23 protein-coding genes are annotated in these 26,926 nt (G+C 53.6%); 9 read left to right on the top strand and 14 right to left on the bottom strand.

The features are described from left to right. Positions 1 to 118: 118 nt before the first annotated feature. From RG807_RS13465 to RG807_RS13485, 5 genes are all read left to right on the top strand, one after another. Positions 119 to 1,243, top strand: coding sequence for a 5-(carboxyamino)imidazole ribonucleotide synthase (locus RG807_RS13465; protein WP_309045345.1), 1,125 nt, complete (start codon positions 119 to 121; stop codon positions 1,241 to 1,243). Positions 1,244 to 1,331: 88 nt separating this feature from the next. Next, entirely contained in the window at positions 1,332 to 1,910 is a 579-nt protein-coding gene (sodB, locus tag RG807_RS13470; RefSeq protein ID WP_309045346.1) for a superoxide dismutase [Fe], read from the top strand. 268 nt (positions 1,911 to 2,178) lie between these two features. Beyond that, positions 2,179 to 4,239, top strand: coding sequence for a putative bifunctional diguanylate cyclase/phosphodiesterase (locus tag RG807_RS13475; protein ID WP_309045347.1), 2,061 nt, complete (start codon positions 2,179 to 2,181; stop codon positions 4,237 to 4,239). Positions 4,240 to 4,263: 24 nt separating this feature from the next. Next, positions 4,264 to 4,851, top strand: a complete 588-nt coding sequence (locus tag RG807_RS13480; protein ID WP_309045348.1) for a LemA family protein — start codon at positions 4,264 to 4,266, stop codon at positions 4,849 to 4,851. Between the two features lie 11 nt (positions 4,852 to 4,862). Continuing rightward, positions 4,863 to 6,872, top strand: coding sequence for a M48 family metallopeptidase (locus RG807_RS13485; protein WP_309045349.1), 2,010 nt, complete (start codon positions 4,863 to 4,865; stop codon positions 6,870 to 6,872). Positions 6,873 to 6,884: 12 nt separating this feature from the next. Here the strand turns inward: RG807_RS13485 and gspD are convergent, their stop codons facing one another. From gspD to RG807_RS13515, 6 genes are all read right to left on the bottom strand, one after another. Then, positions 6,885 to 8,834, bottom strand: a complete 1,950-nt coding sequence (gene gspD, locus RG807_RS13490) for a type II secretion system secretin GspD (protein ID WP_309045350.1) — start codon at positions 8,832 to 8,834, stop codon at positions 6,885 to 6,887. A 32-nt stretch (positions 8,835 to 8,866) separates the two neighbouring features. Continuing rightward, entirely contained in the window at positions 8,867 to 9,715 is an 849-nt protein-coding gene (locus RG807_RS13495; RefSeq protein WP_435404679.1) for a type II secretion system protein N, read from the bottom strand. Between the two features lie 8 nt (positions 9,716 to 9,723). Further along, the gene (gene gspN / locus RG807_RS13500) at positions 9,724 to 10,515 is read right to left on the bottom strand and encodes a type II secretion system protein N (RefSeq protein ID WP_309045352.1); all 792 of its coding nucleotides are present in this window, start codon (positions 10,513 to 10,515) and stop codon (positions 9,724 to 9,726) included. 175 nt (positions 10,516 to 10,690) lie between these two features. Next, positions 10,691 to 12,343 carry a chaperonin GroEL gene (gene groL / locus RG807_RS13505; protein ID WP_309045353.1) on the bottom strand — a complete coding sequence of 551 codons (1,653 nt, stop codon included), beginning with the start codon at positions 12,341 to 12,343 and terminating at the stop codon, positions 10,691 to 10,693. A 78-nt stretch (positions 12,344 to 12,421) separates the two neighbouring features. Then, a complete protein-coding gene (gene groES / locus RG807_RS13510) occupies positions 12,422 to 12,709 on the bottom strand; it encodes a co-chaperone GroES (RefSeq protein ID WP_100639400.1) in 288 nt (95 codons plus the stop codon). Between the two features lie 194 nt (positions 12,710 to 12,903). Next, the gene (locus RG807_RS13515) at positions 12,904 to 13,431 is read right to left on the bottom strand and encodes an FxsA family protein (protein WP_309045354.1); all 528 of its coding nucleotides are present in this window, start codon (positions 13,429 to 13,431) and stop codon (positions 12,904 to 12,906) included. Positions 13,432 to 13,521: 90 nt separating this feature from the next. Here RG807_RS13515 and RG807_RS13520 point away from each other — a divergent pair, with 90 nt between their 5' ends. After that, entirely contained in the window at positions 13,522 to 14,283 is a 762-nt protein-coding gene (locus tag RG807_RS13520; protein ID WP_309045355.1) for an SDR family oxidoreductase, read from the top strand. Positions 14,284 to 14,330: 47 nt separating this feature from the next. Here RG807_RS13520 and RG807_RS13525 read toward each other — a convergent pair whose 3' ends face one another. The 3 genes from RG807_RS13525 to RG807_RS13535 all read right to left on the bottom strand — a co-directional run bounded on the left by RG807_RS13525 (position 14,331) and on the right by RG807_RS13535 (position 16,561). Further along, the gene (locus tag RG807_RS13525; protein WP_309045356.1) at positions 14,331 to 14,648 is read right to left on the bottom strand and encodes an MGMT family protein; all 318 of its coding nucleotides are present in this window, start codon (positions 14,646 to 14,648) and stop codon (positions 14,331 to 14,333) included. 5 nt (positions 14,649 to 14,653) lie between these two features. Further along, entirely contained in the window at positions 14,654 to 16,000 is a 1,347-nt protein-coding gene (locus tag RG807_RS13530; protein WP_309045357.1) for an AmpG family muropeptide MFS transporter, read from the bottom strand. A 78-nt stretch (positions 16,001 to 16,078) separates the two neighbouring features. Next, complete coding sequence (locus tag RG807_RS13535; RefSeq protein WP_298448104.1) at positions 16,079 to 16,561, bottom strand: YajQ family cyclic di-GMP-binding protein; 483 nt, start codon at positions 16,559 to 16,561, stop codon at positions 16,079 to 16,081. A gap of 117 nt (positions 16,562 to 16,678) precedes the next feature. On the opposite strand from RG807_RS13535, the gene RG807_RS13540 reads away from it, so the two are divergent. Together RG807_RS13540 and RG807_RS13545 are read left to right on the top strand one after the other, a co-directional pair. Next, positions 16,679 to 17,650 (top strand): response regulator, encoded by a 972-nt coding sequence (locus tag RG807_RS13540; protein ID WP_298448105.1) that lies wholly within the window; start codon positions 16,679 to 16,681, stop codon positions 17,648 to 17,650. A 322-nt stretch (positions 17,651 to 17,972) separates the two neighbouring features. Further along, positions 17,973 to 18,992 carry an AraC family transcriptional regulator gene (locus tag RG807_RS13545; RefSeq protein WP_309045358.1) on the top strand — a complete coding sequence of 340 codons (1,020 nt, stop codon included), beginning with the start codon at positions 17,973 to 17,975 and terminating at the stop codon, positions 18,990 to 18,992. 21 nt (positions 18,993 to 19,013) lie between these two features. On the opposite strand, the gene RG807_RS13550 is transcribed toward RG807_RS13545, so the two are convergent. The 5 genes from RG807_RS13550 to RG807_RS13570 form a co-directional block, all read right to left on the bottom strand. Continuing rightward, positions 19,014 to 20,225 (bottom strand): argininosuccinate synthase, encoded by a 1,212-nt coding sequence (locus RG807_RS13550; protein WP_309045359.1) that lies wholly within the window; start codon positions 20,223 to 20,225, stop codon positions 19,014 to 19,016. Between the two features lie 196 nt (positions 20,226 to 20,421). Beyond that, positions 20,422 to 20,823, bottom strand: a complete 402-nt coding sequence (gene fliS, locus RG807_RS13555; RefSeq protein ID WP_298448109.1) for a flagellar export chaperone FliS — start codon at positions 20,821 to 20,823, stop codon at positions 20,422 to 20,424. 33 nt (positions 20,824 to 20,856) lie between these two features. Beyond that, entirely contained in the window at positions 20,857 to 22,854 is a 1,998-nt protein-coding gene (fliD, locus tag RG807_RS13560; protein ID WP_309045360.1) for a flagellar filament capping protein FliD, read from the bottom strand. Positions 22,855 to 23,095: 241 nt separating this feature from the next. Further along, positions 23,096 to 23,530 carry a flagellar protein FlaG gene (locus RG807_RS13565; protein ID WP_309045361.1) on the bottom strand — a complete coding sequence of 145 codons (435 nt, stop codon included), beginning with the start codon at positions 23,528 to 23,530 and terminating at the stop codon, positions 23,096 to 23,098. A gap of 70 nt (positions 23,531 to 23,600) precedes the next feature. Continuing rightward, positions 23,601 to 25,037, bottom strand: a complete 1,437-nt coding sequence (locus tag RG807_RS13570) for a flagellin (protein WP_309045445.1) — start codon at positions 25,035 to 25,037, stop codon at positions 23,601 to 23,603. 387 nt (positions 25,038 to 25,424) lie between these two features. Here RG807_RS13570 and RG807_RS13575 point away from each other — a divergent pair, with 387 nt between their 5' ends. Next, positions 25,425 to 26,894: a flagellin gene (locus RG807_RS13575; RefSeq protein WP_309045362.1), complete on the top strand. Its 1,470-nt coding sequence runs from the start codon at positions 25,425 to 25,427 to the stop codon at positions 26,892 to 26,894. Positions 26,895 to 26,926 lie beyond the last annotated feature (32 nt).

Genomic DNA, 26,926 nt, shown 5'->3' on the forward strand with positions numbered 1-26,926 from the left:
GCCATGGATGGCGGAGCCAAGCGTACACGGACGTATTCACAGCGTGTTTTGGGAAGCCTCGCCCCACCCGTGCTAACCACCCAGAGTACAGTGCCCCAACAGCGGCAGGAGAATACAAATGAGAATTGGTGTACTAGGCGCCGGTCAACTGGGAAGAATGCTCGCCCTCGCCGGATACCCGCTGGCCAAAACCTTTGTTTTCTATGACATGTCCGGCAGCCCCAGCGCTGGCTTGGGTGAGGTCATCATTGATCGCGAAGGTAAATACCTGGATGACTTCCTCTCCCGGGTTGACCGCGTCACCTACGAATTTGAACATCTCCCGGTAGAGGTTGCAGAAAAACTGGCAAAAGAAAAGCCAGTCCACCCCTGCCCCCGCGCCCTGCAGGTGTGCCAGAACCGCGAGGCCGAAAAGACACTGTTCGGCGAACTTGGCATCCCGACACCCCAGTGGAAAATTGCCGACAGCGCCGAATCGTTGAAGGCCGCTGCGGAAAGCCTGGGCTGCCCGGTGGTCGCAAAATCCAATACAGAAGGCTACGACGGCAAAGGCCAGGCGGTACTGAAAACGCCTGAAGACGCAGAAGCCGCCTGGGAAAGCATTGGGCATCCGCGGCTGATGGTCGAGAAATTTGTCGAGTTCAGCCGCGAAGTATCTATCATCGCTGTACGTGGTGAGGATGGCCAACTGGCCTTTTATCCGATCTCAGAAAACGTACACCACGAAGGGATTTTACGCTACGCCATCGCCCCCGCACCAAAACTGGAAAAACACGTTCAGGAAGATGCCGAGCGGTATATAAAGGCGCTGCTGAACGAGCTGGGATACGTAGGTGTACTTACGCTAGAACTGTTTGAAACGGCCAACGGGCTGGTGGCCAATGAGATGGCCCCACGAGTTCATAACTCCGGGCACTGGACCATTGAAGGCGCGATGACCAGCCAGTTCGAGAACCACATTCGGGCCGTCAGCGGGCACCCTTTAGGCAGCGTGGAGCCCCGCGGTTTGAGCTGCATGATTAACATCATCGGAGAGCACGGGGATGTTGAACGCCTGCTGGAACTGCCTTACGCTCATGTACACCTTTACAACAAAGGCGAGCGGCCCGGGCGCAAACTAGGCCACATCAATGTTCTTGCAGACAGTTACGCAGAACTGGTTTGGCGGGTTAGAAACTGCGTACAGTTTCTTCCAGGCAGCCCCGAATTCAGTAGCTCGCTTAGCAGCAACCGTAAAGGATGATTCGCCTTGGGGGTTGATATCGCTCAAATCGACCCTATATTAGGTCAGTGACATTCACCATAACAGAGAGACTAGGGAGAACGACCTCATGGCTTTTGAACTTCCCGCACTACCTTACGAAAAGAACGCACTTGAACCACACATCTCTGCTGAAACCCTCGAATACCATTACGGCAAGCACCACAATACCTACGTAACCAACCTGAACGGTCTGGTTGAAGGTACTGACAACGCCAACAAGTCACTCGAAGACATTATCAAAACTGCCAGTGGCGGCCTGTTCAACAACGCAGCCCAGGTATGGAACCACACCTTCTACTGGAACTGCCTGAGCCCGAACGGCGGCGGCGAGCCCACAGGTGCAGCAAAAGACGCTATCGAAAAAGCGTTTGGTTCTTTCGATAACTTCAAGAAAGAATTTAACGAAAACGCAGCCAAAAACTTCGGTTCTGGCTGGACGTGGCTGGTCAAGAAAGCTGACGGCAGCGTTGCCATTGCCAACACCAGCAATGCAGAAACACCACTGACTGGCGCAGACAAGCCAGTGCTAACCGTGGATGTTTGGGAGCACGCGTACTACATCGATTACCGCAACTCCCGCCCAAACTACCTGGCCGCATTCTGGAACCTGGTTAACTGGGATTTCGTGAACGAAAATCTGGCTTGATTCATCTGGCTGGTTTTCCGATTACCGTCAGCCACGGCTGATCCAAAAACGCCCGCTTGCAGCGGGCGTTTTTTGTGGGAGAATCAACCACACTTACAAATTAAAACGTCAGGATTCTGAAGTATTTGAAATAATCGCCCATACTCTGTGTTGTATGGTTTAACCTGAGCCACAATCCGTATTGCCGGCAGAGGTATATCCCAAACCACCGACATTTATGGGCTTTTAGTTTACGGGCGCCTGACGCACAGGCTAAAGACGGGTCTTAATGCAGAAATCCTTTGAGGTTGAAAACCGCCTTGGCTATCGCATCCTTAGATGGATACTTGCCGTCGCGCTGATCAGCGGTGTCATCGTCAGTGCCATACAGGTGGTGCTGGACGCACAACACGTGTCTGCTAACCTGAACAACCAGGCCCGGCAAACCATCGCCATGGTAAAAGATTCGGCAACTCAAGCGGTGTTCAGTATTGACGAAGACTTGGCAAACCAGGTCGTCGATGGCCTATTTGCCAGAGAAGAAATACTTCTAGCCCAGATTCTTCACACCAATGGCGACCCTCTAAGCAGCCGCGAACGACCAAAGGCCGAGAGTGCCTTCAACTCATTAATTAACACCATCTTTGATGCCAGACGCCAATTCAACACAGAGCTGACTCGCAACGACAACTCAGGCACGGTGTACGGCCACTTTGTTGTTCACTACGATACGGTTCCCGCTGCCCACATGTGGCTGAGCCGGGCCAGCATAACCTTCACGTCCGTAGTCGCTACCGCCGTCATTCTTGGCATGGTGTTGTACTTCGTTTTTTATGTGCTTTTGACTCGCCCATTGCTGCGCATCGTGCATTCAGTCATGCAGGTAAACCCGGAACATCCCGACGACCGCCTGGTTACGACACCAACCGGCCATGAGAAAGACGAACTCGGGCTTTGGGTCAGCGCCACCAACACCTTGCTTATTGCCATTGGTGACAGCCAGAAGCGGCATCGGGAAGCCGAAGACAAGGTAAACCGACTCGCTCGATACGACCAGCTCACCGGGCTCCTGAGCCGGGACAGCTTTATGGAGCTGCTGAAGGCCGACCTCGAAGAATCGAAACGCAATAACACACTGCTGTCCGTCATTGTCTGCGGTATCGACGACTTCAAATCCATCAACGATCAATGTGGCTTTCGCACAGGGGATGTTACCCTGCAAACCGTCGCAGACAGATTAATAAGCATTCTCGGCGGATCACGGTTCACAATAGCGCGCCTCGGTGGCGATCAGTTCGTCATTGTCGAGAAGGGGTTAAAGGACGGCTTTCAGGCAGCAGATACAGCAGAAGCTATTCTCGCCGGGGTCAACGAAACCATTGGTCTGGACGGCCAAAGTGTTTCCATGACAGCCACCCTTGGCATTGCACTTTACCCCTCCGATGCCATCCAGCCAGACCGGCTGTTGCAGAGCGCAGAGCAAACCATGATGCTGGCCAAACAGAAGGGTCGGGATCACTTCCAGTTCTATGTGGCAAGCATCGACCAGGAAATTCGCGATCGCAAACAACTGGAGAAAGATCTATCCGAAGCCTTATCACTCAACCAGCTTCACCTTGTGTATCAACCCCAGGTGAATCTTGAAACCAAACGGATTATTGGCGCTGAAGCCCTCATCCGCTGGGATCACCCGATACGTGGGCTAGTGCCTCCGGATTACTTCATACCGGTGGCAGAGAACAACGGCTCTATTGTAGAGATTGGCCAATGGGTTCTGGAGCAGGCCTGCCTGCAAGCAAAGCAGTGGGCTGACAAAGAACTTCCTCTACGCATCGCTGTGAATCTGTCTGCGGTGCAACTGCGGCAGGATCGTATTGTCGAAGACATTCTGGATACACTGAAGCGCCATGATATTCCCGCCGGCCGCCTCGAGCTGGAAGTCACAGAAACCAGCTTTATGACCAACCTTGCAGATGCGGTAGCCAAACTGCATACGCTTAACCGCGCTGGCATCAGCATTGCCGTAGACGACTTCGGAACCGGTTATTCTTCCCTTACCTACCTCAAGAAGATGCCGGTACAGCACCTGAAGATTGATAAGCAGTTCATTCGTGACCTGCTGGTTAACGAGGAAGATACCCGCATAACCAACACCATCATTGACCTGGGAAGAAGCCTCAACCTGACGGTCGTTGCAGAGGGTGTTGAAACAGCAGAACAGGAATACTACCTCACCCAGCGCGGATGCAAGCTGGCACAGGGGTACTTCTTCAGCAGGCCATTGCGCCCTGCGGATTTTGAGGCGTTTGTTCAGGAATTTCATCAGAAAGCCGTAGAAAATAACGCCTGATTTTTTTACTTATGAGGAGTTGCCATGGGAACTACCATTATTGGCCTGATTGTTATTGCCGTTGCTGCAATCTATCTGGTTTTTATCTACAACCGCCTGGTTTCATTGCGCAACCAATTCAAAAATGCGTTCGCCCAGATTGACGTGCAACTCCAGCGCAGACACGATTTGATTCCCAATCTGGTTGAAGCTGCAAAGGCCTACCTGGTGCATGAGAAATCAACGCTTACCCAGGTGATGGAGGCAAGAAACAATGCTGTCAGCGCCCAGAAAGATGCGGCCAAAGATCCGGGAGATGGCACTAAAATTCAGCGTCTTGGCGGCGCCGAGAATCTACTCACCAAAGCCCTGGCAAACTTTTACGCCGTAGCCGAAAACTATCCGGACCTGAAAGCCAACGAAACCATACAGCAATTGATGGAAGAGCTTTCCAGCACAGAAAACCGGGTGTCCTTTGCCCGGCAGGCATACAACGATGGCGTAATGAACTACAACATCTTCCGCGAGCAATTCCCCAACAATGTGATTGCCGGCATGTTTGCCTTCAAGGAAACCTCCCAGCTGGAGCTTGAGTCTCCAGAGGCCCGCCAGGTTCCGAAAGTAGCCTTCTGAGGCTCTGAACCATGGCTCATCCCGGTTTTTTCCAGCGCCAGGCCAGTGCCCGGCGCAATACCAGCCTGCTGGTATTCCTGTTTCTCACAGCGGTGGTGCTGATTACACTCGCTGTATGCCTGGTTGGTTATTTTGTAACTCGCAGTGAAACCACAGGCCAACCTTTCCACCACTGGCTAGCCTCCAGCCACGGGTTGACCACGGCCTCTGCCGTTATCCTTCTCATTTTCATAGGCTCCATGATTCGCTGGGCGGATCTTGCCGGCGGCGGTAGCCGTGTTGCAAAAATGGTGGGCGCACGCCCCATTGACCCTGATACCCGCGACAGCGACGAACGGGTTCTGCGCAACATTGTGGAGGAAATGGCTATAGCGAGCGGTGTGCCTGTGCCGGAACTCTACATCATGGACAACGAAACAGGCATCAACGCCTTTGTGGCCGGCTACACTCCCGGTTCTGCCGTTATGGTCGTTACCCATGGTGCAATCACCCAACTCACCAGGGATGAGCTTCAGGGCGTCGTGGGGCACGAATTCAGCCACATCTTCAATGGCGACATGCGCCTGAACGTGCGCCTCATCGCTTTGCTTGCCGGTATCTTGATGATCGGGCAGATTGGCAGCTTCCTTCTTCGCACAGCGTTTTACAGCGGCGGGCGTACCTCTGGCCGCAATAAGGATGGACGGGCTCAAGCTGCCTTTGGCATTGTTGGCTTCGCACTTTTTATCATCGGTTATGTGGGCGTATTCTTTGGGCGCCTCATTCAGGCCGCTGTATCCCGCCAGCGGGAAACTCTTGCAGATGCATCGTCTGTGCAGTTCACACGCAACCCGGACGGGATTGGCGGTGCCCTTTTCAAGATTGGACTCAAAGGCAGTTACCTGGACACCACCGGCCATGCCAGCAACATGAATCACATGTGTTTTGGTGAAGCCACACATATGAAGCTCGCGTCTCTTCTTGCATCCCACCCGCCTATCGAGCAACGCATAAACGCGATCCAGCCAGGGCTGATGGCCCGGCTCAAGAGCCGCCTCCGCGATACAGAAACAGGCGATGATTTGCGTTCCGCAACCACCGGAGCCCAGCCATCCGGAGTCTCCGGTTTTGCGAGTGCGGCTACCGACATCTACGGCACCGTCTCCGGCAGGCGTACATCACTGTCAGGCTCCGCTATTGCCACACACGCGCCCACTCCCCCCGCCAGCATGCAAAAAATGTCTGAGCGAGTTGGCACCATCAGCCAGGAAGGCGAAGATTTTGCGGTCAAACTGCTACAGCGCTTGCCATCAACCTTTCGCGGTTTACTTTATACCCGAGCGGGCGCCATCCAACTCTGTTATGCGCTGCTTCTCAGCGACCTCAGCCAGAAAGAACAGGCAGAGCAGCTCGCATTACTGCCGGAGCACTCGTTATTCGGACCGCAACCCGAGTTGCTGGAAAAACTGATTCCAACGCTCCAGAAAATCGGTGAAGCCGTGCGCTTTCCTGCCCTGGAACTTGCCATGCCTGCGCTCAGAAAACTGGACCCGGAGGAACGCGCTGAATTAATTCGGTGTGTGAGAGCTCTGGTGAATGCGGACAATCGGGTGACCCTGTTCGAACTGACTCTCACCAGCTTCCTTTCCCGTCATCTCGGGGCGGATTCCGCACGAGTGATTCCAGTGCGCTACCGCAGCTACAAAGCGGTTATGCCCGCATTGCAAAGGCTTCTGAGCCTCATGGCTCGCGCAGGATCAGACAGCACACAGGAAGAAGTTAATACCTTGTACCGTGAGGCAATGGCCGGTTTTGCCAGCAGTGGCAACTCTGACCACCCGATACTACCGAAGGTAAGCATGCGCGAACTGCAAGAAGCACTGAAAGAGCTCAACGGCCTTTCAGCGCTCCTAAAGCCTGCGGTAATCGATGCCTGTGGCCACTGCATCACCCATGACGGGGTGATTGACCCGAGAGAGTACGAACTGATGAGGCTCGTGGCGGATCAGATGGATTGCCCGATGCCGCCAATGGTGGTGTGAAGAGAAGCCGGTTTATCGAACCGGCTCATCCAGATTGAACAGAATGTCCACGCGCGGGTTAGCGTCCATTTCTGGCAGGCCAAGCTTGTCACGGATATCCAGGTTTACCTTCCAGAGTTTGTTGAACTTCTCCGATGTCGCCTCAACAGCCTCAGTCTTGCCAAGCATAATTTTAGGCCGCAAGAACACCAGCAAATTGCGCTTTACCCGGCGCTCAGACTCGGATGAAAACAGCCTGCCAAGGTAAGGAATATCCCCAAGGAAAGGCACTTTGCTCCGGTTAACCTGATAGTCATCGCGGGTAAGACCGCCCAGCACGATGGTTTCGCCATCATCCGCCAGCACGGTTGTCTTTATTTCACGCTTGTTGGTGACAATGTCTGACGCGTCTTCAATGCTGTCGGCAACACTTTCAGTCGTCTGCTCAACCACCAGCCTGACAAGGCCATCTGCACTGATGGTGGGTGTTACCTTGAGGGTCAAGCCAATATCCCTACGCTCGATGGTCGTAAACGGGTTGGTGGTACCATCCCCCGTTACCGTAGACTGGCCGGTACGGAAAGGAACGTTTTGCCCCACAATAATTTCCGATTCCTGGTTATCCAGTGTGATAATACTGGGCGTGGAAAGCAGGTTCGCGGCTGCAGACGTAGAAAGCGCTTGTAACAAGATGCCCCAACTTACCCCGTCCTTGTTTCTCTGGCCTGCCCCGATCGTGCCGCCACCCGTGGCCGGTGTAAGCGCCGAGCCTGTCAGTATTGCACTCAGCACTTCGCCCAAACTGCGACCAACGTTTCCAAAGTTTGATCCCATAACTGGCGAAGAAGAACCCGACTCGTCGCCCACGGCTAACTGAACGCCAAGATCCTGACCCAGTTCATCGCTGATCTCGACAATGGCAGCTTCAATCATCACCTGAGCACGGCGCACATCCAGTGCGGCGACAATCTCTTCAGCCTCTTGCATCAATGAAGGCTCGCCTCGGACCACCAGTGCGTTTAGCCCCTCATCTGCAAACACTGCAAAATTGCCTGTCGGCTTGCTGCTGGCACCACCGCCAGACGCGCCTCCTGAGCCCTCTTTCGTGAGTTCGCCCATCACACCTTTAAGCAATTCCGTGAGGTTTTTCGCGTCTGCGTGCTTAAGGCGAATAACCTTGGTTGCTCCGCCACTGGCAGAGGGCTGATCCAGCTGCGTGATCAACCCACGCATTTTGCTACGGAACGATTCATCGCCTCTGAGGATCAATCGGTTACTGCGCTCATCAGCGGTAACACTGTATTTTCTTGCGGCGCTGTCATTACCGGCCCGGCCCAACTCGTCTGGGGCCAACTCCTGCAACAGAGTCACCATATCCCCAACCCAGGCTTCCTTGAGCTTGATCACCTCCACCTCGTACTTGGAGGGGCTGTCCAGTTCCCGAACAATCTGCTCCATGCGCTGAATGTTGGACGCGTGGTCACTGATAATCAGAGCATTGGCTGCCGCGACACCGGCCAGATGACCATACTTTGCCACCAGCGGCCGGAGAATAGGCACTAGCTCCAGTGCGCTGGCATTATCAATCTGGATAACACGGGTTATAAGCTGTTCTGATGGAATATTTGAGAAACGGCCGAGAACCTCAGCAGACTGTTTGGCATCCACCTGCTGTACAACCTTGATGACTTCCTCACCGGGAATGGCCGTAAATCCGTGCACGTTAAGCACGGCAAGGAACAAATCGTAGATCTGATCCTTGTTCATGGGGGCGCTGGAGAGAACCGTCACCTTGCCCTTGACCCGAGGATCCACCACAAAACTATAGCCGGTTATATCGGCCACCTGAGTAACAAAAGCGCGTATATCTGCGTCTTTAAGGTTCAACCGCCATGTTTCATCCTGGCCGTACGCCGCCGACATCAGGGGCAGTAAAATAAGCAGAGCCACAGCCCGCAAAAAATTGGTCTTGTAGTTATACATCTGGCGATCTCGTCCTGTATCGATAAACCCGGTCAGCGCCACTGCTCAGGTATGGCATAACTGATGTTGAGAATAGACCCGTCACGTTCGATTTCTATATCCAGGCTGGCTTGGCCGCGCCAGCTTTCGAGCAGCGATCGATCTTGCTGCACATCACCCAGGCGCTGCCCGTTGATGGCGGTAATCACATCACCCGCTTTGAGATTCACTGCGTTCAGCATGGCATTGGAGCCATCATACACGTAGCCCGAGCCGCCGGACTCATCCACTGGCGCAAGCCCGTATGGGGTCAATGCCGCCGCGCCTGCGCTATCGAGCTGCTGCCTTGCATTCTCAAGGAATGCTTCCGGTGATGATTCTGCAGGTACCTGTGCCACCTCTGCAACCATTGTGGAAGCATTGTCTTCCTCAAATGTCAGAGACTCATAGCGCCCACCACGGCGAATCAGGATTCGGCCCGCTTCCACCTCAGCCAATTCGGCATTGCCTGGCAGCATATCACCAACACGATACCACGCGGTTTCACCATTACTCCCGGCCACTATAGCACCCGAGTCTTCCGGGCGCTGTCCTACAAGAACACCTTCAAGCCTTAGCCGCAAACCGGTTTCCGGAGCCGCACGCTTAGCCGCTTCTGCTACCTCCCCAGGCGCTTCCGCTCGGCCAAAAAACTCATAACTGGCCAGTGGGTAGCTACCAGACCGCCCAAAAGCCTGGACCGCAGATGGGCCACCTGCAGGCGCAACCACAATCGGTTGATCCTGCCAGGCAAATAGCCATGTGGCGTTTGCAATCGCAACACTCAAATACACAACCAGCCATACCAGCAACAGGTTGGCCACCGTTTTGGCAATCCGGTGTTGGGTATCAGGAGCCGGCATTGCCACCATCAACGTGCCCCCGGTAACAGCGGTTGCCTTACACGAAACACAATATCATCGGGGCTGGCTGAATCCGGCCAGGGTTGGCCCGCAAGATCTATCATGCGTTTATATACCCGTAACTCCATCATCCCGTTCCAGAGAATACTGGCATCCGCCGCTGGGCCACTGCCTGCCTGCTCGGCAACTACCAAGGCCACGCCACCGCTGGTGGTATCCATGGTGGCCTGCATAGGCGGGAACTTAGCTTGCCCGGTTTGCTCGCCCATAGGCCAGCTTACGCTACCGCCAGCCCATCTTCCGAGACCATCCGCACGAATAACGCGGCCATCCGCCCACTCCAGAACCAGGCGATCAATGCTCACATCGCCCTCAATCATTGCGCCACCGCTGCGCCGAATCAATTCTTCAAACTCAGCGACAGCAATGGTGCCATGGGCATTCAGCCGGGCATTTTCTGGCCACCCTATAGCTATATCGCCCGAAACCTCGGATTGCAGCGAAGCCACAGAAATCCGTACCGGCTGTTCCAACTGGGTAATAGATGGCCAACCCAGCTGCCACTCAACACGCAACGGGAAACCGGCAACCACCACGCTGGCGGTACCATCCCAAACACGGCCCGCTATCTGCTGCACCTGTACCTGAGGTGGCAAAGAAACATAGGGAGAGGCTTTATGCCAGACCCAGCCGGCCGGAACGAAAACAATAAGGGCGCCCAAGTAAACAAACAGCCCCAGCAACACAAGCAAAAACAGTTTGCCGGGGCGAAGAAAAGGTTTGGATTCAGCGTCGCTCATTCGGTAGCACACAGACAGTTGACCGGTTGCCGAGTCTAGCAAACGCTCAGGTCAAGTTCATGACAAAAAAACAAAAACCCCGCATCAGTGTGAACCGACGCGGGGTTTTTGAGTGCAGATCAGGCCACGTCGCTATTTTTGCGACGCAGTCGGAATCAGCAAGCTATGAACGGCATCACATCATGCCACCCATGCCTCCCATTCCACCCATTCCGCCCATATCTGGCATTCCGCCGCCAGCGCCTTCTTCTGCTGGCTCGTCTGCAACCATCGCCTCAGTGGTGATGATCAAAGATGCGATAGACGCAGCAGCCTGCAGCGCAGAACGGGTTACCTTGGCTGGGTCCAGAATACCCATTTCCAGCATATCGCCGTACTCTTCGATAGCAGCGTTGTAACCAAAGGAGCCTTCGCCTTCGCGAACCTTGGCAACCACTACAGAAGGCTCGCCCCCTGCGTTGGATACGATCTGGCGCAGAGGCGCTTCCATCGCACGACGCAGGATGTTAACACCGGCTTTCTGCTCTTCGTTGATGGCATCTACCTTGTCCAGCGCAGCAATAGCGCGGATCAGGGTTACACCACCACCAGGCACAATGCCTTCTTCAACGGCAGCGCGAGTAGAGTGCAGCGCGTCTTCAACGCGTGCCTTCTTCTCTTTCATTTCTACTTCAGAACCAGCGCCTACCTTGATAACGGCAACACCGCCAGCCAGCTTGGCCACACGCTCCTGAAGCTTTTCTTTGTCGTAATCTGAGGAGCTGTCTTCAATCTGCTTACGCACCTGCTCAACACGGGCTTCGATATCAGCCTGTGCACCAGCACCGTCAATGATGGTGGTGTTTTCTTTGGTCAGGTTTACACGCTTGGCTGTGCCGAGATCATCTAGAGTGGTGTTCTCCAGGCTCAGGCCAACTTCTTCGGAAATCACAGTACCGCCGGTCAGAATGGCGATGTCCTGCAGCATTTCCTTGCGGCGATCACCAAAACCAGGCGCTTTAACAGCAGCGACTTTCACGATGCCACGCATGTTGTTCACAACCAGAGTAGCCAGCGCTTCGCCTTCGATGTCTTCAGCAATGATCATCAGCGGCTTGCCTGCTTTGGCAACAGCTTCCAGCACCGGCAGCAACTCGCGGATGTTGGAGATTTTCTTGTCGACCAACAGCATGTACGGGTCGTCAAGTTCAACCGACATGTTGTCCTGGTTGTTGATGAAGTACGGAGACAGGAAGCCACGATCGAACTGCATGCCTTCTACTACGTCCAGTTCATCATCCAGGCCACGGCCTTCTTCAACCGTAATAACGCCTTCTTTACCAACTTTCTCCATAGCATCAGCAATCAGCTTGCCGATAGTCTCGTCGCCGTTGGCAGAAATGGTGCCTACCTGCGCAATGCTACGGGTATCGTCGCAAGGACGGGCCATTTCACGGATAGCTTTAACGGCTTCCGTAGTGGCCTTGTCGATGCCGCGCTTCAGATCCATTGGGTTCATGCCGGCGGTAACGGACTTAACGCCTTCATTTACGATGGCCTGCGCCAGAACGGTTGCGGTAGTGGTACCGTCACCCGCCGTTTCATTCGCCTGGGAAGCAACTTCCTTCACCATTTGGGCGCCCATGTTCTCGAACTTGTCTTTCAGTTCGATTTCTTTGGCAACCGACACACCGTCTTTAGTGATTATCGGAGCGCCGAAAGACTTCTCCAGAACCACGTTACGGCCCTTAGGGCCCAGAGTTACGCGAACTGCGTCTGCAAGAACGTTGACGCCTGCAACCATGCGCTTACGGGCGTTATCACCGAATTTAACTTCTTTTGCTGACATGTGTTCTATTCCTGTTCGTTAAATCGAATTCGTTGAATCAATCGAGTTAATGACTGTTCGTGCGAATTGCTTCAGCGATCACTCAAGCACGCCGTAAATATCGCTTTCGCTCATGATGAGCAGCTCTTCACCGTCGATTTTTACAGTGTTGCCGGCGTATTGGCCAAAAACCACGGTATCACCCGCTTTGACTGCCAGCGCACGAGTCTCGCCATTTTCCAGAATGCGACCATTACCCACGGCAATGACTTCACCCTGGGACGGCTTCTCTTTGGCATTACCCGGCAGCACGATGCCGCCTGCAGTTTTCTCTTCTTCTTCCTTACGGCGTACAACGACACGATCGTGTAACGGACGAATCTTCATTGCTCGGTTTTCTCCAATTAGTCAGATTAATGTGGCAATGACATTTACTGTTAATGGCCGGACTACAGGTGCAATCCGACAAAATTGCCCGGCTTCTAACCTGCTGTTTTCCAGCAAGTATCAGCCTGCGGCGAACTTGTGATTCCTATGTGGGGCTGGTACAGGGGTTTTCAACACCTGCCCTGATAAATTTTTCACTTTTTATCGAGGCGATCATGGTTGGTTTCAGTTTCATCACGGTATTCCCCTTCGATAATGTCGCCGCTGCCGTCGCGGTCGAACGGGCGCTGTTGCCCGAAGGGGTTACCGGAATCTCCAAAGGGGCTTTGCCCGCCACCCGCTCGAAAATAAAACCCACCGCTTGTGTTGGTCGCAACCATACGCTTCAGTGCCTGAGCCGCCAGCCAGTGCCTGCTGAATGGCAAAAGGCACAAAAACCCGACGGCATCAGTAATAAAGCCCGGGGTAAGCAAAAGCACGCCGCCAACTGCAAGAATTAACCCCTCAGCCACCTCCTTGGCCGGGAGCTCACCGCTGCTCAGGCGCTGGTTGGCTTTCAACAGAGTTGCCAGCCCTTGTTGGCGAAGCAGCCAAGCCCCCGCCACCGCCGTCAGCAACACGAAACCGATGGTATTGAACACACCAATGACGCTGCCGACCTGAATCAGAACCGCCATTTCGGCAATCGGCATAACAATAAAAACAAACAAGAATATGGACATCAGGCTCTCGTGTTTCGGGTTTGGGCATTCCAAGGTCTGGTATACTCGCAGCCCTTTCGATTACATCTGATTTCTATTTAAGGGCAAAACATGAAACTTCAAGATTCCGTGATTGCAATTACCGGCGGCGGCCAGGGCCTCGGCCGCGCCATGGCAGAATACCTGGCGGCCAAAGGCGCCAAACTGGCGCTGATTGACCTTGCCCAGGACAGGCTGGAGGAAGCTGCAGCAGCCTGCAAAGCAGCGGGCTCTGAAGCAAAAATTTACCTGTGCAATGTGGCAAAAGAAGACGAAGTAGAAGCAACCTTTGCAGCCATTGCAAAAGACTTCGGCCAGCTTAACGGCCTGGTTAACAACGCCGGCATATTGCGAGATGGTCTGCTGTTGAAAACCAAAGATGGCGAGATCACCAAGCGCATGGAGCTGTCTCAGTGGCAGTCGGTTATCGATGTTAACCTCACCGGCGTTTTCCTGTGTGGCCGTGAAGCCGCCACCCAGATGATCCAGACTGGCAGCAAAGGCGCCATCATCAACATCGCCTCCATTTCCCGCGCCGGCAACATGGGGCAAAGCAACTACTCTGCAGCCAAAGCCGGCGTGTCTGCTCTGGTGCCAGTATGGGCAAAAGAACTCGCCCGCCACGGCATCCGCTGCATGGGTATTGCACCGGGCTTCATCGAAACTGAAATGACCGCCTCCATGAAGCCGGAAGCACTGGAGAAGATGACCGCAGGTATTCCATTGAAGCGCATGGGCACGCCTGAAGAGATTGCTTCAACAGCAGCGTTTATCTTTGAAAACGACTATTTGTCTGGTCGGATGATTGAAGTGGATGGTGCTCTGAGGCTTTAGAGTATATTAGTCAAAACCGGTTTTGGTGTGAGATCGGGCGCAAACCCTTATTGCCACCGAAACCGGCGCATAGCCACCCGGCTGTTGACCACTTCCACGCCTTCGGCTTCCAGCCGGCTAACCTGCTCCCGGTATATCTCTGAGCCTTCGGGAAAAGCAATCTGCCCATTGCTTCGGATAACACGGTACCAAGGCACGGCATGGCCCTCGGGTAGTTTGCCAAGAGCGCGGCCAATATAACGGGCTTGGCGGCCAAGACCGGCCATTTGAGCTACTTGTCCATAGCTTGCAACCTTCCCAGCCGGGATTGCCATAACCACCTGCCAGATTTTTTGATCTTTGTTTGGCTCCTCTAGATGCTCCATAGCGCCTATATACCCGTTGATTGAGGGGTATTCGGCTCACCGCCTCCCGAGTGATCGGGCGCCAGCGCATCCAGCCTCTCACCCTGCCGAATCAGGAACATAGCCAGAAGAATGGCGGGGATCCCCATCAAACCGGCCACGAGGAAGAACTCCGCATAACCATAGCCTGCCACAACCATCCCCGAGAAACCGCCCAGGAACTTACCCGGCAGCGTCATCAAGGAACTGAACAACGCATATTGAGTAGCAGTAAAAGACGCACTGGTCATGCTGGACAGCCAGGCAATCAGCGCCACATTGGCAATACCACCGCTGAGATTATCGGCGCTCACGACTACCGCCAGAGTGGCCAGGTTGGGCGGATACTGCGCCAAAAACACGAACAAAAGATTCGTACTGGCCGTCAGGATGGCCCCCGCCAGCAGAATCTTTCGGGTGCCGTATCGTACAACCAGAACACCACCTGCGAGGGAGCCGGCAATGGTCATGAAAAACCCGAAAATCTTGGTAACGTCTGCCACCTGGGTTTTGCTGAAACCCATAAAATTCAGATAGAAGGGATTGGCCATTACCCCCATGGCAATGTCGGAAATACGGTACACCGCCACCATCAACAGAATCGCGATGGATAGCTCTTTATAACGGCGAAAGAAATCCAGGAACGGCCCCGCAACTGCAGCGTAAAACCAACCTGCAAATCGGGCTACCCGAGGCCCCAGGTGGGTGCGTTTCGCAGCTTCCTGCTCGATTTTCTGTGCAATATCCTGAGCAGCCGAAAAATGGTTCACCGCAGGCTCTCGCACCACCAGCACGGTTAATACGCCCACGCCCACCAGTGCCGCCATAACCTCATAGGACACCTGCCAGGACCAGAACTCGGCAAGATACAAAGCGCCCGCGCCTGCAACCAGGAGCGCCAGCCGATACCCAAAAATATAGGTAGCTGCCAGTGCCGCCTGCAGCCGCTCTTCAGCGATCTCAATGCGATAAGCATCAATGGCCACGTCCTGAGTAGCAGAGGAAAACGCCACCAACAAGCCGCACAATGCCATGGTTTCCGGAACCGCAATGGCATCCACATGGGCCATGAGATACAACCCGGTGGCGATACCCACCTGCGCGAACAAAATCCAGCTGCGGCGTTTGCCCAAAAGCCTGTCCAGCACCGGCAGTTTCAGCCGATCCACAACTGGCGCCCAAAACACCTTGATGGAATAGGTAATCCCCAGCCAGCTGAAAAAACCGATGGTGGCGGTTTCCACGCCCACATCCGCAAGCCGAGCGTTCAACGTGGAGAACACCAGCAAAAACGGCAACCCGGCAGAAAAGCCGAGAAACAGCAGAGCAATCACCTGCCAGCGCGTGTAGGTGTGAAGCGTGTCCCGGATTAAATCCAGACGGGTGCCGGTTGAAATGGTGGAGCCTCCGAATCAGTCGCGGAAATTATTGAACTGCAGGGGTACGTCTAGCTCGGTCTCACGCAGCAAGGCAATCGCAGTTTGCAGATCGTCCCGCTTTTTGCCGGTTACGCGCACCTTGTCACCCTGAATGCTGGATTGCACTTTCAACTTGGCCTCTTTGATCAGCTTCACGATTTTTTTTGCCATATCGGTTTCAAGGCCCTGCTTAAGGACAAAGTGCTGCTTTATCAGCTTTCCGGACTTGCTTTCGCCACTCTCTGAAAGTGCACGACCATCAATATCCCGGCTCGCAAACGCCATGCGCAGAATGTCGATCAACTGCTCAAGCTGAAATTCCTGCTCCGCGCTGACCGTTACACCCTTATCATCCATTTCGATATCCGCATCGACATTTTTAAAATCCCAGCGATTACCCAGATCTTTCTTGGCTTTGTCCACCGCATTGGTCACTTCGTGCATATCAATTTCTGAAACAATGTCAAAAGAGGGCATGATCGTTATTCTCCAGGAGCTGTAGCGAGTATACTCGTTGCTTGAATTTAAGGGGCCAAGCATACCAAGCTCCGGAAATCCCCGCATCTGACAATGGACTGGTAAAAGTAGGTAACAATGCCGAATCTGGATCTCCCTATCCTCGTAGTAGACGACGCTAAATTCAGCAGTATGGTGGTTGGCCGAACTCTGCGAAATGCCGGGTATCGCGACGTACGCATCGCCAACAATGCCCCTGCGGCCCTTAAGCTGATGGAACAGCGTGCGGTAAGTGTGCTAATTGCAGATTGGTTGATGCCTGAAATGGACGGGTTGCAACTCACTGACAAGGTACGCCAACTGGATGAACAAACGAACCACTACACCTACGTATTCCTCCTGACAGCCCGGGAAAGCGTAGAAGCCTTGGCATTAGCGTTCGACCGGGGCGTAGACGACTTCATTTACAAATCCGACATGACCAAGCAGCTGATTCCCAGGATTTTTGCTGCAGACCGCATGGCAGATCGCCAGAACACGCTGCTGCGCGCCAATGCCTTGCTCATCGAGAACAACCGCGAACTCGAATCCAGCAATATCATTGATCTGGAAACCGGGCTGTGCAACAACCGGTACGGCCGCGACCGGCTCACCAAAATGCTTCGGCACGCAGAATCCCGGGGCGGTGCATCGGCCTATGTGCTGTGCGGCATTCGCAACTGGCAGGATTTGAAGCGCAAGCACCCGCCCACGGTAATGTCTGAGCTGGCGGTTGGTATTGCGCGCAGGCTCAGCACCCTGATTCGCCCCATCGACGTGCTTTGCCGTGTGGGCGACAACCAGTTCGCCATCATTGCGTACTTCCCGAATAGTGACCACTGCACTACCACGGCGTTTCGCCGGGTATTTGATGGCATTAACCACAAAGCCCTGAAAACAACAGCCGGGTACATTTCAGTAGAGGCCGGCATGGTGCTGTGCAAAGCCGATGCTCAAAACGGAACGCCCTCCATCCGGGATATGGAGCAAGCGGCTGTACACGGGCTTGTAGATGCTTACGAAACCAGGCGTTTTACCGAGACGGTACCGACGCTGGGTGCAAGCGCCTGAGCCTGGAACAATCTGTAACACTGTGACACACATCACGCACAGACACAGACCAGCGAACGCCCTATTCTGAGATTGTGGATTTAAGCAGTATCCCCCATGGCGGAGGAGCCGTGTTGTACCTCCGCCGTTAAATGGGAATCCACCGAATTAACGAATTTTTCAGGCACTTTCGTTTGTTCTCTCTCTTTAGGCCAGCTCTTTAGCTGGCCTTTTTGTTTTTTGCCCCGGGCAAACCATTCGTTTAAGTTGTTCAGCACAAGTTTCGTTATACTCCCCTGATAACACCTAAAAACAACCGTGCTGTAATCGTGACAAACCCATCATGACAAATCTTGGAACCGCCTCCGTTGCTGCCCTGCGCCAGTATGTGCGCGCCGCCGAATCCATTGGCGCCGATACCTCTGCGCTTTTTACAAAAGCCGGGCTAGACCCCGCCCTTCTGGATTCTGACGAAGGCCGAATAAACGGCGATCAGTTTCAGCAGTTCATTCTTCTACTCTGCGAACTCACCAACAACCCCATACTCGGGCTTGAAACCGGCGATTTTGTACAGCCGGGCTCCTACAGTGTGCTGGGCTACATCACCATGAGCTGTGTCACCCTCGGGGAAGCCGTTGCCCGCATTGCGCCGTTTGAAAAGCTGGTAGGCGATATGGGCACCACCGCACTCGCCATGGAACAGGGTTGCATCAAGCTAATCTGGAACTGCAACTACAACGACCCGGCTGTACGACCGCAGGTGATCGACAACGTGTTCGCTTCCTGGGTGAACTACGCTCGCTGGTTGGCGGACGATACAACTGCCTCCCCCACCGGCGTGCGCCTGATGCGGCAATCCCCCGGCAGTGAACTCGAACAAGCCTATCTGGAGCGCTGGAAATGCCCTGTGCAGTTTGGTGCTGACGAAGATTCCATCACCCTCAAAAAAGAACTGCTGGAAACCCGCCTGCGACAACCCGACCCCATGCTGCGCAAAACCCTTGAAGCCCACGCCCTCACCCAGCTTGCTTCATTGGATACAGACACAGACCTGACATCACAGGTGAAGCACAGCATCCAGAAACAGCTGATGCACGGCATAACCCGGCAAGACATGGTGGCGGAAGATTTAGGGATTACGAGCAGAACCCTGCAACGAAAGCTAAGCCATGAAGGGGTTTCTTATCAGAAGTTGCTGGATGAAGTGCGCCAGAAAATGGCGGAAGATTACCTGCTGAACAGCGATTTAAGCATTCCAGACATTGCACTGCGGCTAGGGTACAGCGAAACCACGTCGTTTCACCGCAAATTCAAAGCGGTGGCGGGGAAGACGCCCGGAGAGTTCCGGGCGCCTACTACTTAATTTTACGACTTGGGCCTTACCTTAAAGCTTACGGCCTTTACCCGCAGCAATCCGCAGGCGCAAAGCGTTCAGCTTGATGAACCCTTCTGCATCCTTCTGATCGTAAGCACCGTGATCTTCTTCGAAGGTCGCGATGGTTTCATCGAACAGAGAGTCGTCAGACTTACGGCCCACAACATCAACGTTGCCCTTATACAGCTTCAGGCGAACAACGCCGTTCACGTATTCCTGAGTCTGGTCGATCAATGCCTGCAGAGCTTCACGCTCTGGCGACCACCAGTAACCGTTATAGATAACCTCAGCGTAACGCGGCATCAAGCTATCTTTAAGGTGCGCCACTTCGCGGTCCAGAGTGATGGACTCGATAGCACGGTGCGCGCGCAGCATAATCGTGCCGCCCGGTGTTTCGTAACAGCCACGGGACTTCATGCCCACATAGCGGTTCTCAACAATATCCAAACGGCCAATACCGTTAGCGCCAGCCACCTTGTTCAGGTTTTCCAACACTTCGTGGGCCTTCATCTCCACACCGTCAACGGCAACAATGTCGCCCTTGCGGTAGGTCAGCTCGATGTACGTGGGCTTATCCGGTGCAGCTTCCGGAGACACACTCCAGCGCCACATATCATCCTCAGCTTCTGACCAAGGATCTTCCAGATTCATGCCTTCGTAAGAAATGTGCAGCAGGTTGGCATCCATGGAGTAAGGCGATTTGCCTTTCTTCATGTCTACCTGGATATTGCGCTCAGCGCAGTAAGCCAGCAGCTTCTCACGGGAGTTCAGATCCCACTCACGCCAAGGCGCGATAACCTTAACACCTGGCTTAAGCGCATAAGCACCCAGCTCGAAACGAACCTGGTCATTACCCTTACCCGTCGCGCCGTGGGAAATCGCATCTGCGCCAGTTTTATTGGCAATATCAATCAAACGCTTGGCAATCAAAGGGCGAGCGATAGACGTACCCAGCAGGTACTCACCTTCATAAACAGTGTTAGCACGGAACATCGGGAACACGTAATCGCGCACAAACTCTTCGCGCAGGTCCTCGATGTATATTTCCTTCACGCCCAAGGCTTCTGCCTTCGCACGCGCCGGCTCAACTTCCTCACCCTGGCCGATGTCGGCGGTGAAAGTCACCACCTCACAGTTATAGGTATCCTGCAACCACCGAACAATAACGGAGGTATCCAGGCCGCCAGAATAGGCCAGAACCACCTTTTTAATATCAGACATATTTTTGCTCCAGACTGAACAGAATGGATGTATTGAAAAGAAGGGGCGTATTGTACGGGAGTGCGGGGGAGTTGGCTATTAGGGGGCAGCACTAACAACACCCCTCTCCGGCACCGGCATGATGCGAGAGGCTTACGCTATCTACTCCCTCTCCCCTTGCGGGAGAGGGCCGGGGAGAGGGGGCCGGAAGGTAAAATCAACCAACCTGAGCCGACTTAGATACCGCCTCTTCACGAATCCCATCCCAACCATCTTTGATCGAGCGCAGCAGATCTGCGACTTCATCCAGCTTGGCCATATCGTTCTTGGCACTGGCTTCAAGAAGCGTACGCTCCATATAGTCGTACAAACCTTCAAGGCGCGCAGCTAGCTCACCACCTTTTTCGAAGTCCAAAAAGCCCCTCAGCCCACCGATGATTTCAATGGCCTTGCCAATCAGTTTTCCCTTGCCTTCGAAATCTTTGGCCTGCATGCGAGCCTTGGCCATATTGATCCGCTCCAGCGCGCCGTTATACAACAATTGGATCAGCTTGTGCGGATCGGCATCAGTGATGCTGGTCTGGGTATTTACCTGCTGGTACGCTTTTAAGCCTTTCATCGTAAACCTCGTTTCTCACCGGCTACGCCGGTATCACTTCTTGTTGAAGTTCTGCGGAGCCAGAGCGTCGAGCTGCTGGGTCACGTAATCTCGGGTGCTGTTCAGTTGGGAAATCAGCGAATCCGCCGCACTAAATTGTTTCACCAAGCGCTCCCGGTAAGATTCAATACGAATATCCAGCTTTACCTGACTTTCCTGAATCTTTTCCAGTTCGCGATTCAAACTGCTGGTACGGTTTTCAATCTTGCCATCCGCACCCACAAAACCGTTGACCAGATCAACCGTGCTCTTGCCAATGCCCTGCACAAAGTTGATTGAACCGCGAGAACCGGTTTGGTCGCCGAGGATACGCACTTGAATGCCGGATGCGGCGCCTGCATCACTACCCAGATACAACACTTGGCCATCACCCTTAGCAACCTGACCATTAATTGTTCCAGCTACGTCTGTGCCCGCCACCCCATCTTTAGAGTTCAAGCTCGGCGCATTCAGCGCGCCGGTCAATCTCACGTTAGACTCCGCACCATAGTTCCCGGAGGTAAACGTAAGGCCATCCGTCGCATCCCACGCAACCTGCACAGAGCGGTTTGCAGCTTTTAGCTCGTTGCTGTTATCCAAAGCTTGCTGTATAGCTGCGGCAAACTCTGCCCCAGTAAAATCATCCCCCGTGCCGGAAAGAGGGGAACCATCAGGCGCATTTTCCAAAAATACGCTCACCTGAGTTTCACCGTCTACCTCAAAGGTAAACCGGTTGCCCGCCATAACCGTTACGGTTCCTGTATCGGCAGCCGCGTAATTCAAACTTCCCCTGGTCGCAGCCTGGGTGACATTAATATCGTACTTACCCGCCTGTGTATTTGTACCACTTCGAACAAATTCAACCTGACTGTCGGTTGCTCTACCCTGCTCCGCAAAGAGTGCCGTTACGTCGTCCGGATTGTTCTTTAACTGGGTTTCAAATTTTTCTCGGTCAAAGTTTAAAGCACCGGTATTCGGGTCAGTTGAAACGCCCACATCAGCCAAGCTACGCACACTGGCATTTTCAAGCCCCGGCACAACACCTGTAAGCACTTGGCGCAGTTCGCCCTGAAGGGCTCGAACGGTGCTATCGCCTGTCAACAAACTACCCACGCCCGCATCACTATTAAAACCGGCCAGGCTACCTATGGTCGACTGTAAAGCGTTGAACTTGTCTACAAAACCCTGAACACGATCCGTTACCGCACCCACATCCTGGCTAACGGTTACGGTAGAGGTGCCTGTTTCTTTGATGTCGAAAGAAAGGCCATCAATCACATTCTCAAAGCTGTTGGAGGAGCGGGTAACTTCAATACCGTTGATCTCCATTACCGCATCAGTGGCGGCAATGGTTTGTTTCATATCCGGGTTGGCTGTGGGGTCTGCAACATCGAATGCAAAGCGCGCCAAGCCTTCTGCACCCACCTCTTCTGTGGCGGAAATGCTTACCGAATTGGCCACGCCGGTTTCATCCGCTGACATCACCAACTGATAACCGCTGCCGGTATCAATAATACCTGCAGACACACCAGCATTTGCTTCGTTAATGGCATTGGCCATACCCTGAAGCGTATTGTTGCTGCCATCGATGGTGATATTGGTAACCTTGTCACCCACCGATAACTGCAAAGTTCCCTGCCCCACACTGGCTGCATCTCTGTCTGCAAATACGGCCTGCGATGCCAGAGCCTGAGCCTGAGCCAGACCGGTCACATTCAGACTATAGCTGCCGCGGCTGGCTTTGGTGCTGTCTACAGAAACACCGATATTTTCATTAGAAGACGTAGCGGAGAAAGCTTTCAGATTATCTGCAGAGCTTAGCTGGCGCATAGGCAGGCGCAACTCAGTAATGGCGCTGCGCAACTTGCCATAGGCAGAGAGCATTGCTTCTGATTGCTGGGTTTTCTGGGTTAACCGGTTTTCAGTCGGTGCACGTTCTGCCGCAACCAACTGATCCACCAGATCAGACGTCAGAACGCCAGACCCGATTCCCAGTGATGAAATACCTGCCATACCAATGCCTCCTTAAAGGGGCTGATCACTTTGTGCTCAGTTTAACCTATATTCTGTTTAACGGCCGCAAGCGGCAAAACTTTGCCTCTTTCCACCATTATTTTGTAACACCGCGCAACACTGTTTTTATCCCCCTCTCCCCCAGCGGGAGAGGGGTTTCTAAAACCAAAAACACCGCCAGCCCCTTGCGGGAGCGGCGGTGCTGTACAACCATTGCTAACATCAATTCAAAAGCGACAATTCAAACCTTGATGTTAAACAACGTCAGCGGTTCATCCTGCTGCAATTTCTCTGCCAACCTCAAAGCCACTTCATCCGGCATCTGGCGAATCACTTCCTGGGTAGACTGATCGACCACCTTCACAATGGTCTGGCCCGATTCGTTATCTACCTCAAACTGAAGATCCCGCTGCACATTCTGAACAAAATCGTTCAGCTGGCTCACCGCCTGGCCCAGTTCTTCCCGCTGCGCTTCACTGCGCTCTTTCAGCTTTTCAGCTTTGGAGGCTTCGTTAGCAACCTGGGTATTCTGAACCTGACGAGCACCAGTAGATGAAGTAACAAGGTCAGGGGCTTTTCTGCCCTCGGCCTGAGATGACGACAGTGCCTTGGCCGGAGCCTGGGCGCCAGGGCGCACCAGCTTGAGATCCGGACCGTTCAGGTTAACGTCATTCATAGCTTTACCTCGCTATACTCAAACGGCGTAAAACCGGAACCCGAAGGTTCCGGCTATTACCGTTAATCCCTTACTGCAGGAGGGACAGTACCTGCTGCGGACGGGCGTTTGCCTGTGCCAGTACTGAGATGCCTGCCTGCTGCAGTACCTGAGACTTGGCCAGGTTGGCAGTTTCTGCTGCGAAGTCAGCGTCCAGGATACGGCTGTTGGAGGCGCTGAGGTTCTCTACAGAAGTGCCCAGGTTGGCGATGGTGGATTCAAAGCGGTTTTGGATAGCACCGAGTTCACCACGGAGGCTGTTTACGCTCGTCAATGCAGCATCTACACGACGAATTGCATCATTCGCCCCGTCAACGTCGCTGATGTCTACATCCTGCAAAGTCTCGTTGACCTGAACACCAATAGCATCGGCAGTGCCAGAGCTGATACTGGCAAGGTCACCCCCTGTAAATTTGATATTCTCTGAGGCGTAGAAAGTCAATTCGCCTTGCAAGTCCTGCGCTCCGATCCCTCCAGTTGCTGGACCGCCGCCCAAAGTTTCAGCAACGACAATGTTCCTTCCATCCTCAGCAGTCAAAACCACGTTTGTGCTATCAACCTTGGCGACCACTCCAGTCTCGGAGGATTGCGCATTTATCGCGGCAACAAAATCCGAAATATTTGGAGTAGAGGCATTCAAATCGTTGCTCGCACCTGCGCCACCAAAGATATCAACACCGTTAATGGTCATATCATAGGTGTCACCCGCAGCACTGGAAAAGCCTGTAAATGCCAAGGTTTCTTCAGTTTTAGCTTCAACTGACAAGCCTGCGATACCAGCACTATTAATGGCGGCGGCCACTGCAAAGGCGCTATCATCATCTTGACCCGATACGTTCGCATCTGCAAAATCTGCAGAAGCTGCGACACTGACAGCATCAGCCCCGCCAACTGCGATAGAAAGACCACCAGCAGTAATCGCGGCAGTTACATCTCTGGTTCCTTCCGCAATCGAACCAATTTGATTCTGGCGAGTACCCTGAGTTAGGTTAATTCCAATAGTCTCTCCAGCATTAGCGCCCACTTGGAAATTCTGCTGCCCAAATGACCCATCCAAAACTTTCAATCCGTTAAAAGCTGTTTGCGATGAAATTCGGTCGATCTCAGCAATCCGCTGCGTTACTTCGTCATTAAGAGCCTCGCGATCAGACGCGCTATTAGTAGCGTTAGCAGACTGAACCGACAGCTCACGAATGCGTTGAAGGTTGTTAGTGATTTCGTTCAAAGCACCTTCCGCCGTCTGAGCGAGCGAGATGCCATCGTTCGCATTTCGCTGCGCCACATTCAAACCGGAAATCTGAGATTGGAAACGGGTCGAAATGGCCAAACCCGCGGCATCGTCTTTAGCCGAGTTTATACGCAAACCTGAAGACAAACGCTGAAGCGCCTGGTCGTTCATGCTCTGAGACTTGCCCAACTGGTTCTGAGCGTTCAATGAAGCGACGTTAGTGTTAATTCCGAGAGCCATAATGCTTCCCCTTCGACAGTTTGTCGTTATTTCATGGATAAGGTCTGGCGTTCTCTTTTTGGGTTTGGAGCGCCGCCCTGTTACTTCACTTAACGGCACCTGATTCGGTTGCTTTAGGAAAAACACGAAGAACTTTGTAAAGGAATGTAAAAGCGGCAATCTAATTCCCACTCTCTCCGCTGGAAATTTGCCACTTACTCATCAGCCCCACCCACAGACAGATTAACTCTTTTTATTAATCAGTAAGTTGAAGCAGATTCAGAAGAACTGGCACGCACTTCGCTTAGCTTCCCTACAAACGGCCATTTAACGAATTTATTGCCGGTATGCTGCCTCAACCACCATATAAGCAGCGTGACCCGGCACCTCTGAGTAGGGAGATTAGATATGCCACAGGTCATTAATACCAACATTGCCTCGCTGAACGCTCAGCGGAACTTAAACGCCTCGCAGGGCCAGGCCAATACGGCTCTGGAAAGACTGTCTTCTGGTCTGCGCATCAACTCGGCCAAAGACGATGCCGCCGGGCTGGCGATTTCCGAGCGGTTTCAGTCTCAAATTTCTGGTCTTAACCAGGCTCAGAGGAATGCTAACGACGGCATATCTTTGGCGCAAACGGCTGAAGGCGCCATGGACGAAATCACCAACAACCTGCAGCGCATTCGTGAACTGTCGGTTCAGTCGGCTAACGCCACAAATAGCATTTCTGATAGGCAAGCTCTAAACGAAGAAGTGCAGCAGCGGATTGAAGAAATAAACCGCATTGCCAGCCAAACGTCCTTCAACGGCCTTAAAGTGCTGGATGGCACCTTCGGCACCCAAACCTTTCAGGTGGGGGCCAACGCTGGTGAAACCATTGGCATCAGCGGCCTGGATTCAAGGGGCAGCCGGCTGGGGGCCACCCTCGGTGCCACCACAAACTTTGCTGAGAAAATCGTTCCGTTCCCGCAGGAAACAGACGCCACCGGCCTGGATTTCGCCACCGCTATTTCCGGCTCTGTAAACATTGGGGGTACGGATTACCCCATTGCCGCAACAACGGGGGGGGATACCATTGTTGATCTGGCGGCCAGCATCACCACAGCCATCAGCGGCGATTACCCAAACATTACGGTTGAAGGCGATACAGCCACCGACACCCTTACCTTCAGCAACGAGTCCGGTGAAACCGTAGCCGTTAGCTTTGACCTGACCGATGCTGCGACCCCAACTGCCGCCACATTCACCCAATCCCTGAACGCAGACGGCGGCTCTACGGCGGATTACTTCAAATCCAACCGGGAAGCCTCTGTTGATTTTGTTGTGAACGGTGTGTCATTCAACTCGCCAGACGTCAGCTCGCTGAATGATTTAGTGGGCACCATCAATGCCCAATCCAACGAAACAGGCGTTGAAGCCAACCTCGACCGAACCAACAATGAAATTGTTTTTTCGTCAAAGTTCGGAACAGACATTGACGTTGAGATCACCTCAGACCTGAACAACGACGGCAACCCCGACATCAACATAAATGAAGCCTTTAGTGCCGCAAACGATACGGTTTCGCTGAACAACACCAATATATCCACACCCGACGGAGCCGATCGTGCGATGATCGCAATCGATTACGCCATCGACCAGATCAACGGTTTCCGCGCGGAATTGGGTGCGGTACAAAACCGTTTCGAATCCACCATACAAAACCTGGCCACAACTGCTGAAAACCTCTCAGCCTCAAACAGCCGCATTCGCGATGCCGACTTCGCCGCAGAATCAGCCGAACTGGCCCGCACCCAGGTGCTCCAGCAGGCTGGCCTTTCGGTACTGGCCCAGGCCAATGCCCGGCCACAGCAGGTGTTGCAGTTGCTGCAGGGTTAATAACCCAGCACGAAAAAGCCCGATTCGGATTT

The sequence above is a fragment of the Marinobacter sediminicola genome (assembly GCF_031157525.1).
Taxonomy (GTDB): domain Bacteria; phylum Pseudomonadota; class Gammaproteobacteria; order Pseudomonadales; family Oleiphilaceae; genus Marinobacter; species Marinobacter sediminicola.

Excerpts from the sequence above, each read along its gene's own strand:
- RG807_RS13465 (WP_309045345.1), top strand. The coding sequence starts at position 119 with ATGAGAATTGGTGTACTAGGCGCCGGTCAACTGGGAAGAATGCTCGCC.
- sodB (WP_309045346.1), top strand. The coding sequence starts at position 1,332 with ATGGCTTTTGAACTTCCCGCACTACCTTACGAAAAGAACGCACTTGAA.
- RG807_RS13475 (WP_309045347.1), top strand. The coding sequence starts at position 2,179 with ATGCAGAAATCCTTTGAGGTTGAAAACCGCCTTGGCTATCGCATCCTT.
- RG807_RS13480 (WP_309045348.1), top strand. The coding sequence starts at position 4,264 with ATGGGAACTACCATTATTGGCCTGATTGTTATTGCCGTTGCTGCAATC.
- RG807_RS13485 (WP_309045349.1), top strand. The coding sequence starts at position 4,863 with ATGGCTCATCCCGGTTTTTTCCAGCGCCAGGCCAGTGCCCGGCGCAAT.
- gspD (WP_309045350.1), bottom strand. The coding sequence starts at position 8,834 with ATGTATAACTACAAGACCAATTTTTTGCGGGCTGTGGCTCTGCTTATT.
- RG807_RS13495 (WP_435404679.1), bottom strand. The coding sequence starts at position 9,715 with ATGCCGGCTCCTGATACCCAACACCGGATTGCCAAAACGGTGGCCAAC.
- gspN (WP_309045352.1), bottom strand. The coding sequence starts at position 10,515 with ATGAGCGACGCTGAATCCAAACCTTTTCTTCGCCCCGGCAAACTGTTT.
- groL (WP_309045353.1), bottom strand. The coding sequence starts at position 12,343 with ATGTCAGCAAAAGAAGTTAAATTCGGTGATAACGCCCGTAAGCGCATG.
- groES (WP_100639400.1), bottom strand. The coding sequence starts at position 12,709 with ATGAAGATTCGTCCGTTACACGATCGTGTCGTTGTACGCCGTAAGGAA.
- RG807_RS13515 (WP_309045354.1), bottom strand. The coding sequence starts at position 13,431 with ATGTCCATATTCTTGTTTGTTTTTATTGTTATGCCGATTGCCGAAATG.
- RG807_RS13520 (WP_309045355.1), top strand. The coding sequence starts at position 13,522 with ATGAAACTTCAAGATTCCGTGATTGCAATTACCGGCGGCGGCCAGGGC.
- RG807_RS13525 (WP_309045356.1), bottom strand. The coding sequence starts at position 14,648 with ATGGAGCATCTAGAGGAGCCAAACAAAGATCAAAAAATCTGGCAGGTG.
- RG807_RS13535 (WP_298448104.1), bottom strand. The coding sequence starts at position 16,561 with ATGCCCTCTTTTGACATTGTTTCAGAAATTGATATGCACGAAGTGACC.
- RG807_RS13540 (WP_298448105.1), top strand. The coding sequence starts at position 16,679 with ATGCCGAATCTGGATCTCCCTATCCTCGTAGTAGACGACGCTAAATTC.
- RG807_RS13545 (WP_309045358.1), top strand. The coding sequence starts at position 17,973 with ATGACAAATCTTGGAACCGCCTCCGTTGCTGCCCTGCGCCAGTATGTG.
- RG807_RS13550 (WP_309045359.1), bottom strand. The coding sequence starts at position 20,225 with ATGTCTGATATTAAAAAGGTGGTTCTGGCCTATTCTGGCGGCCTGGAT.
- fliS (WP_298448109.1), bottom strand. The coding sequence starts at position 20,823 with ATGAAAGGCTTAAAAGCGTACCAGCAGGTAAATACCCAGACCAGCATC.
- fliD (WP_309045360.1), bottom strand. The coding sequence starts at position 22,854 with ATGGCAGGTATTTCATCACTGGGAATCGGGTCTGGCGTTCTGACGTCT.
- RG807_RS13565 (WP_309045361.1), bottom strand. The coding sequence starts at position 23,530 with ATGAATGACGTTAACCTGAACGGTCCGGATCTCAAGCTGGTGCGCCCT.
- RG807_RS13570 (WP_309045445.1), bottom strand. The coding sequence starts at position 25,037 with ATGGCTCTCGGAATTAACACTAACGTCGCTTCATTGAACGCTCAGAAC.
- RG807_RS13575 (WP_309045362.1), top strand. The coding sequence starts at position 25,425 with ATGCCACAGGTCATTAATACCAACATTGCCTCGCTGAACGCTCAGCGG.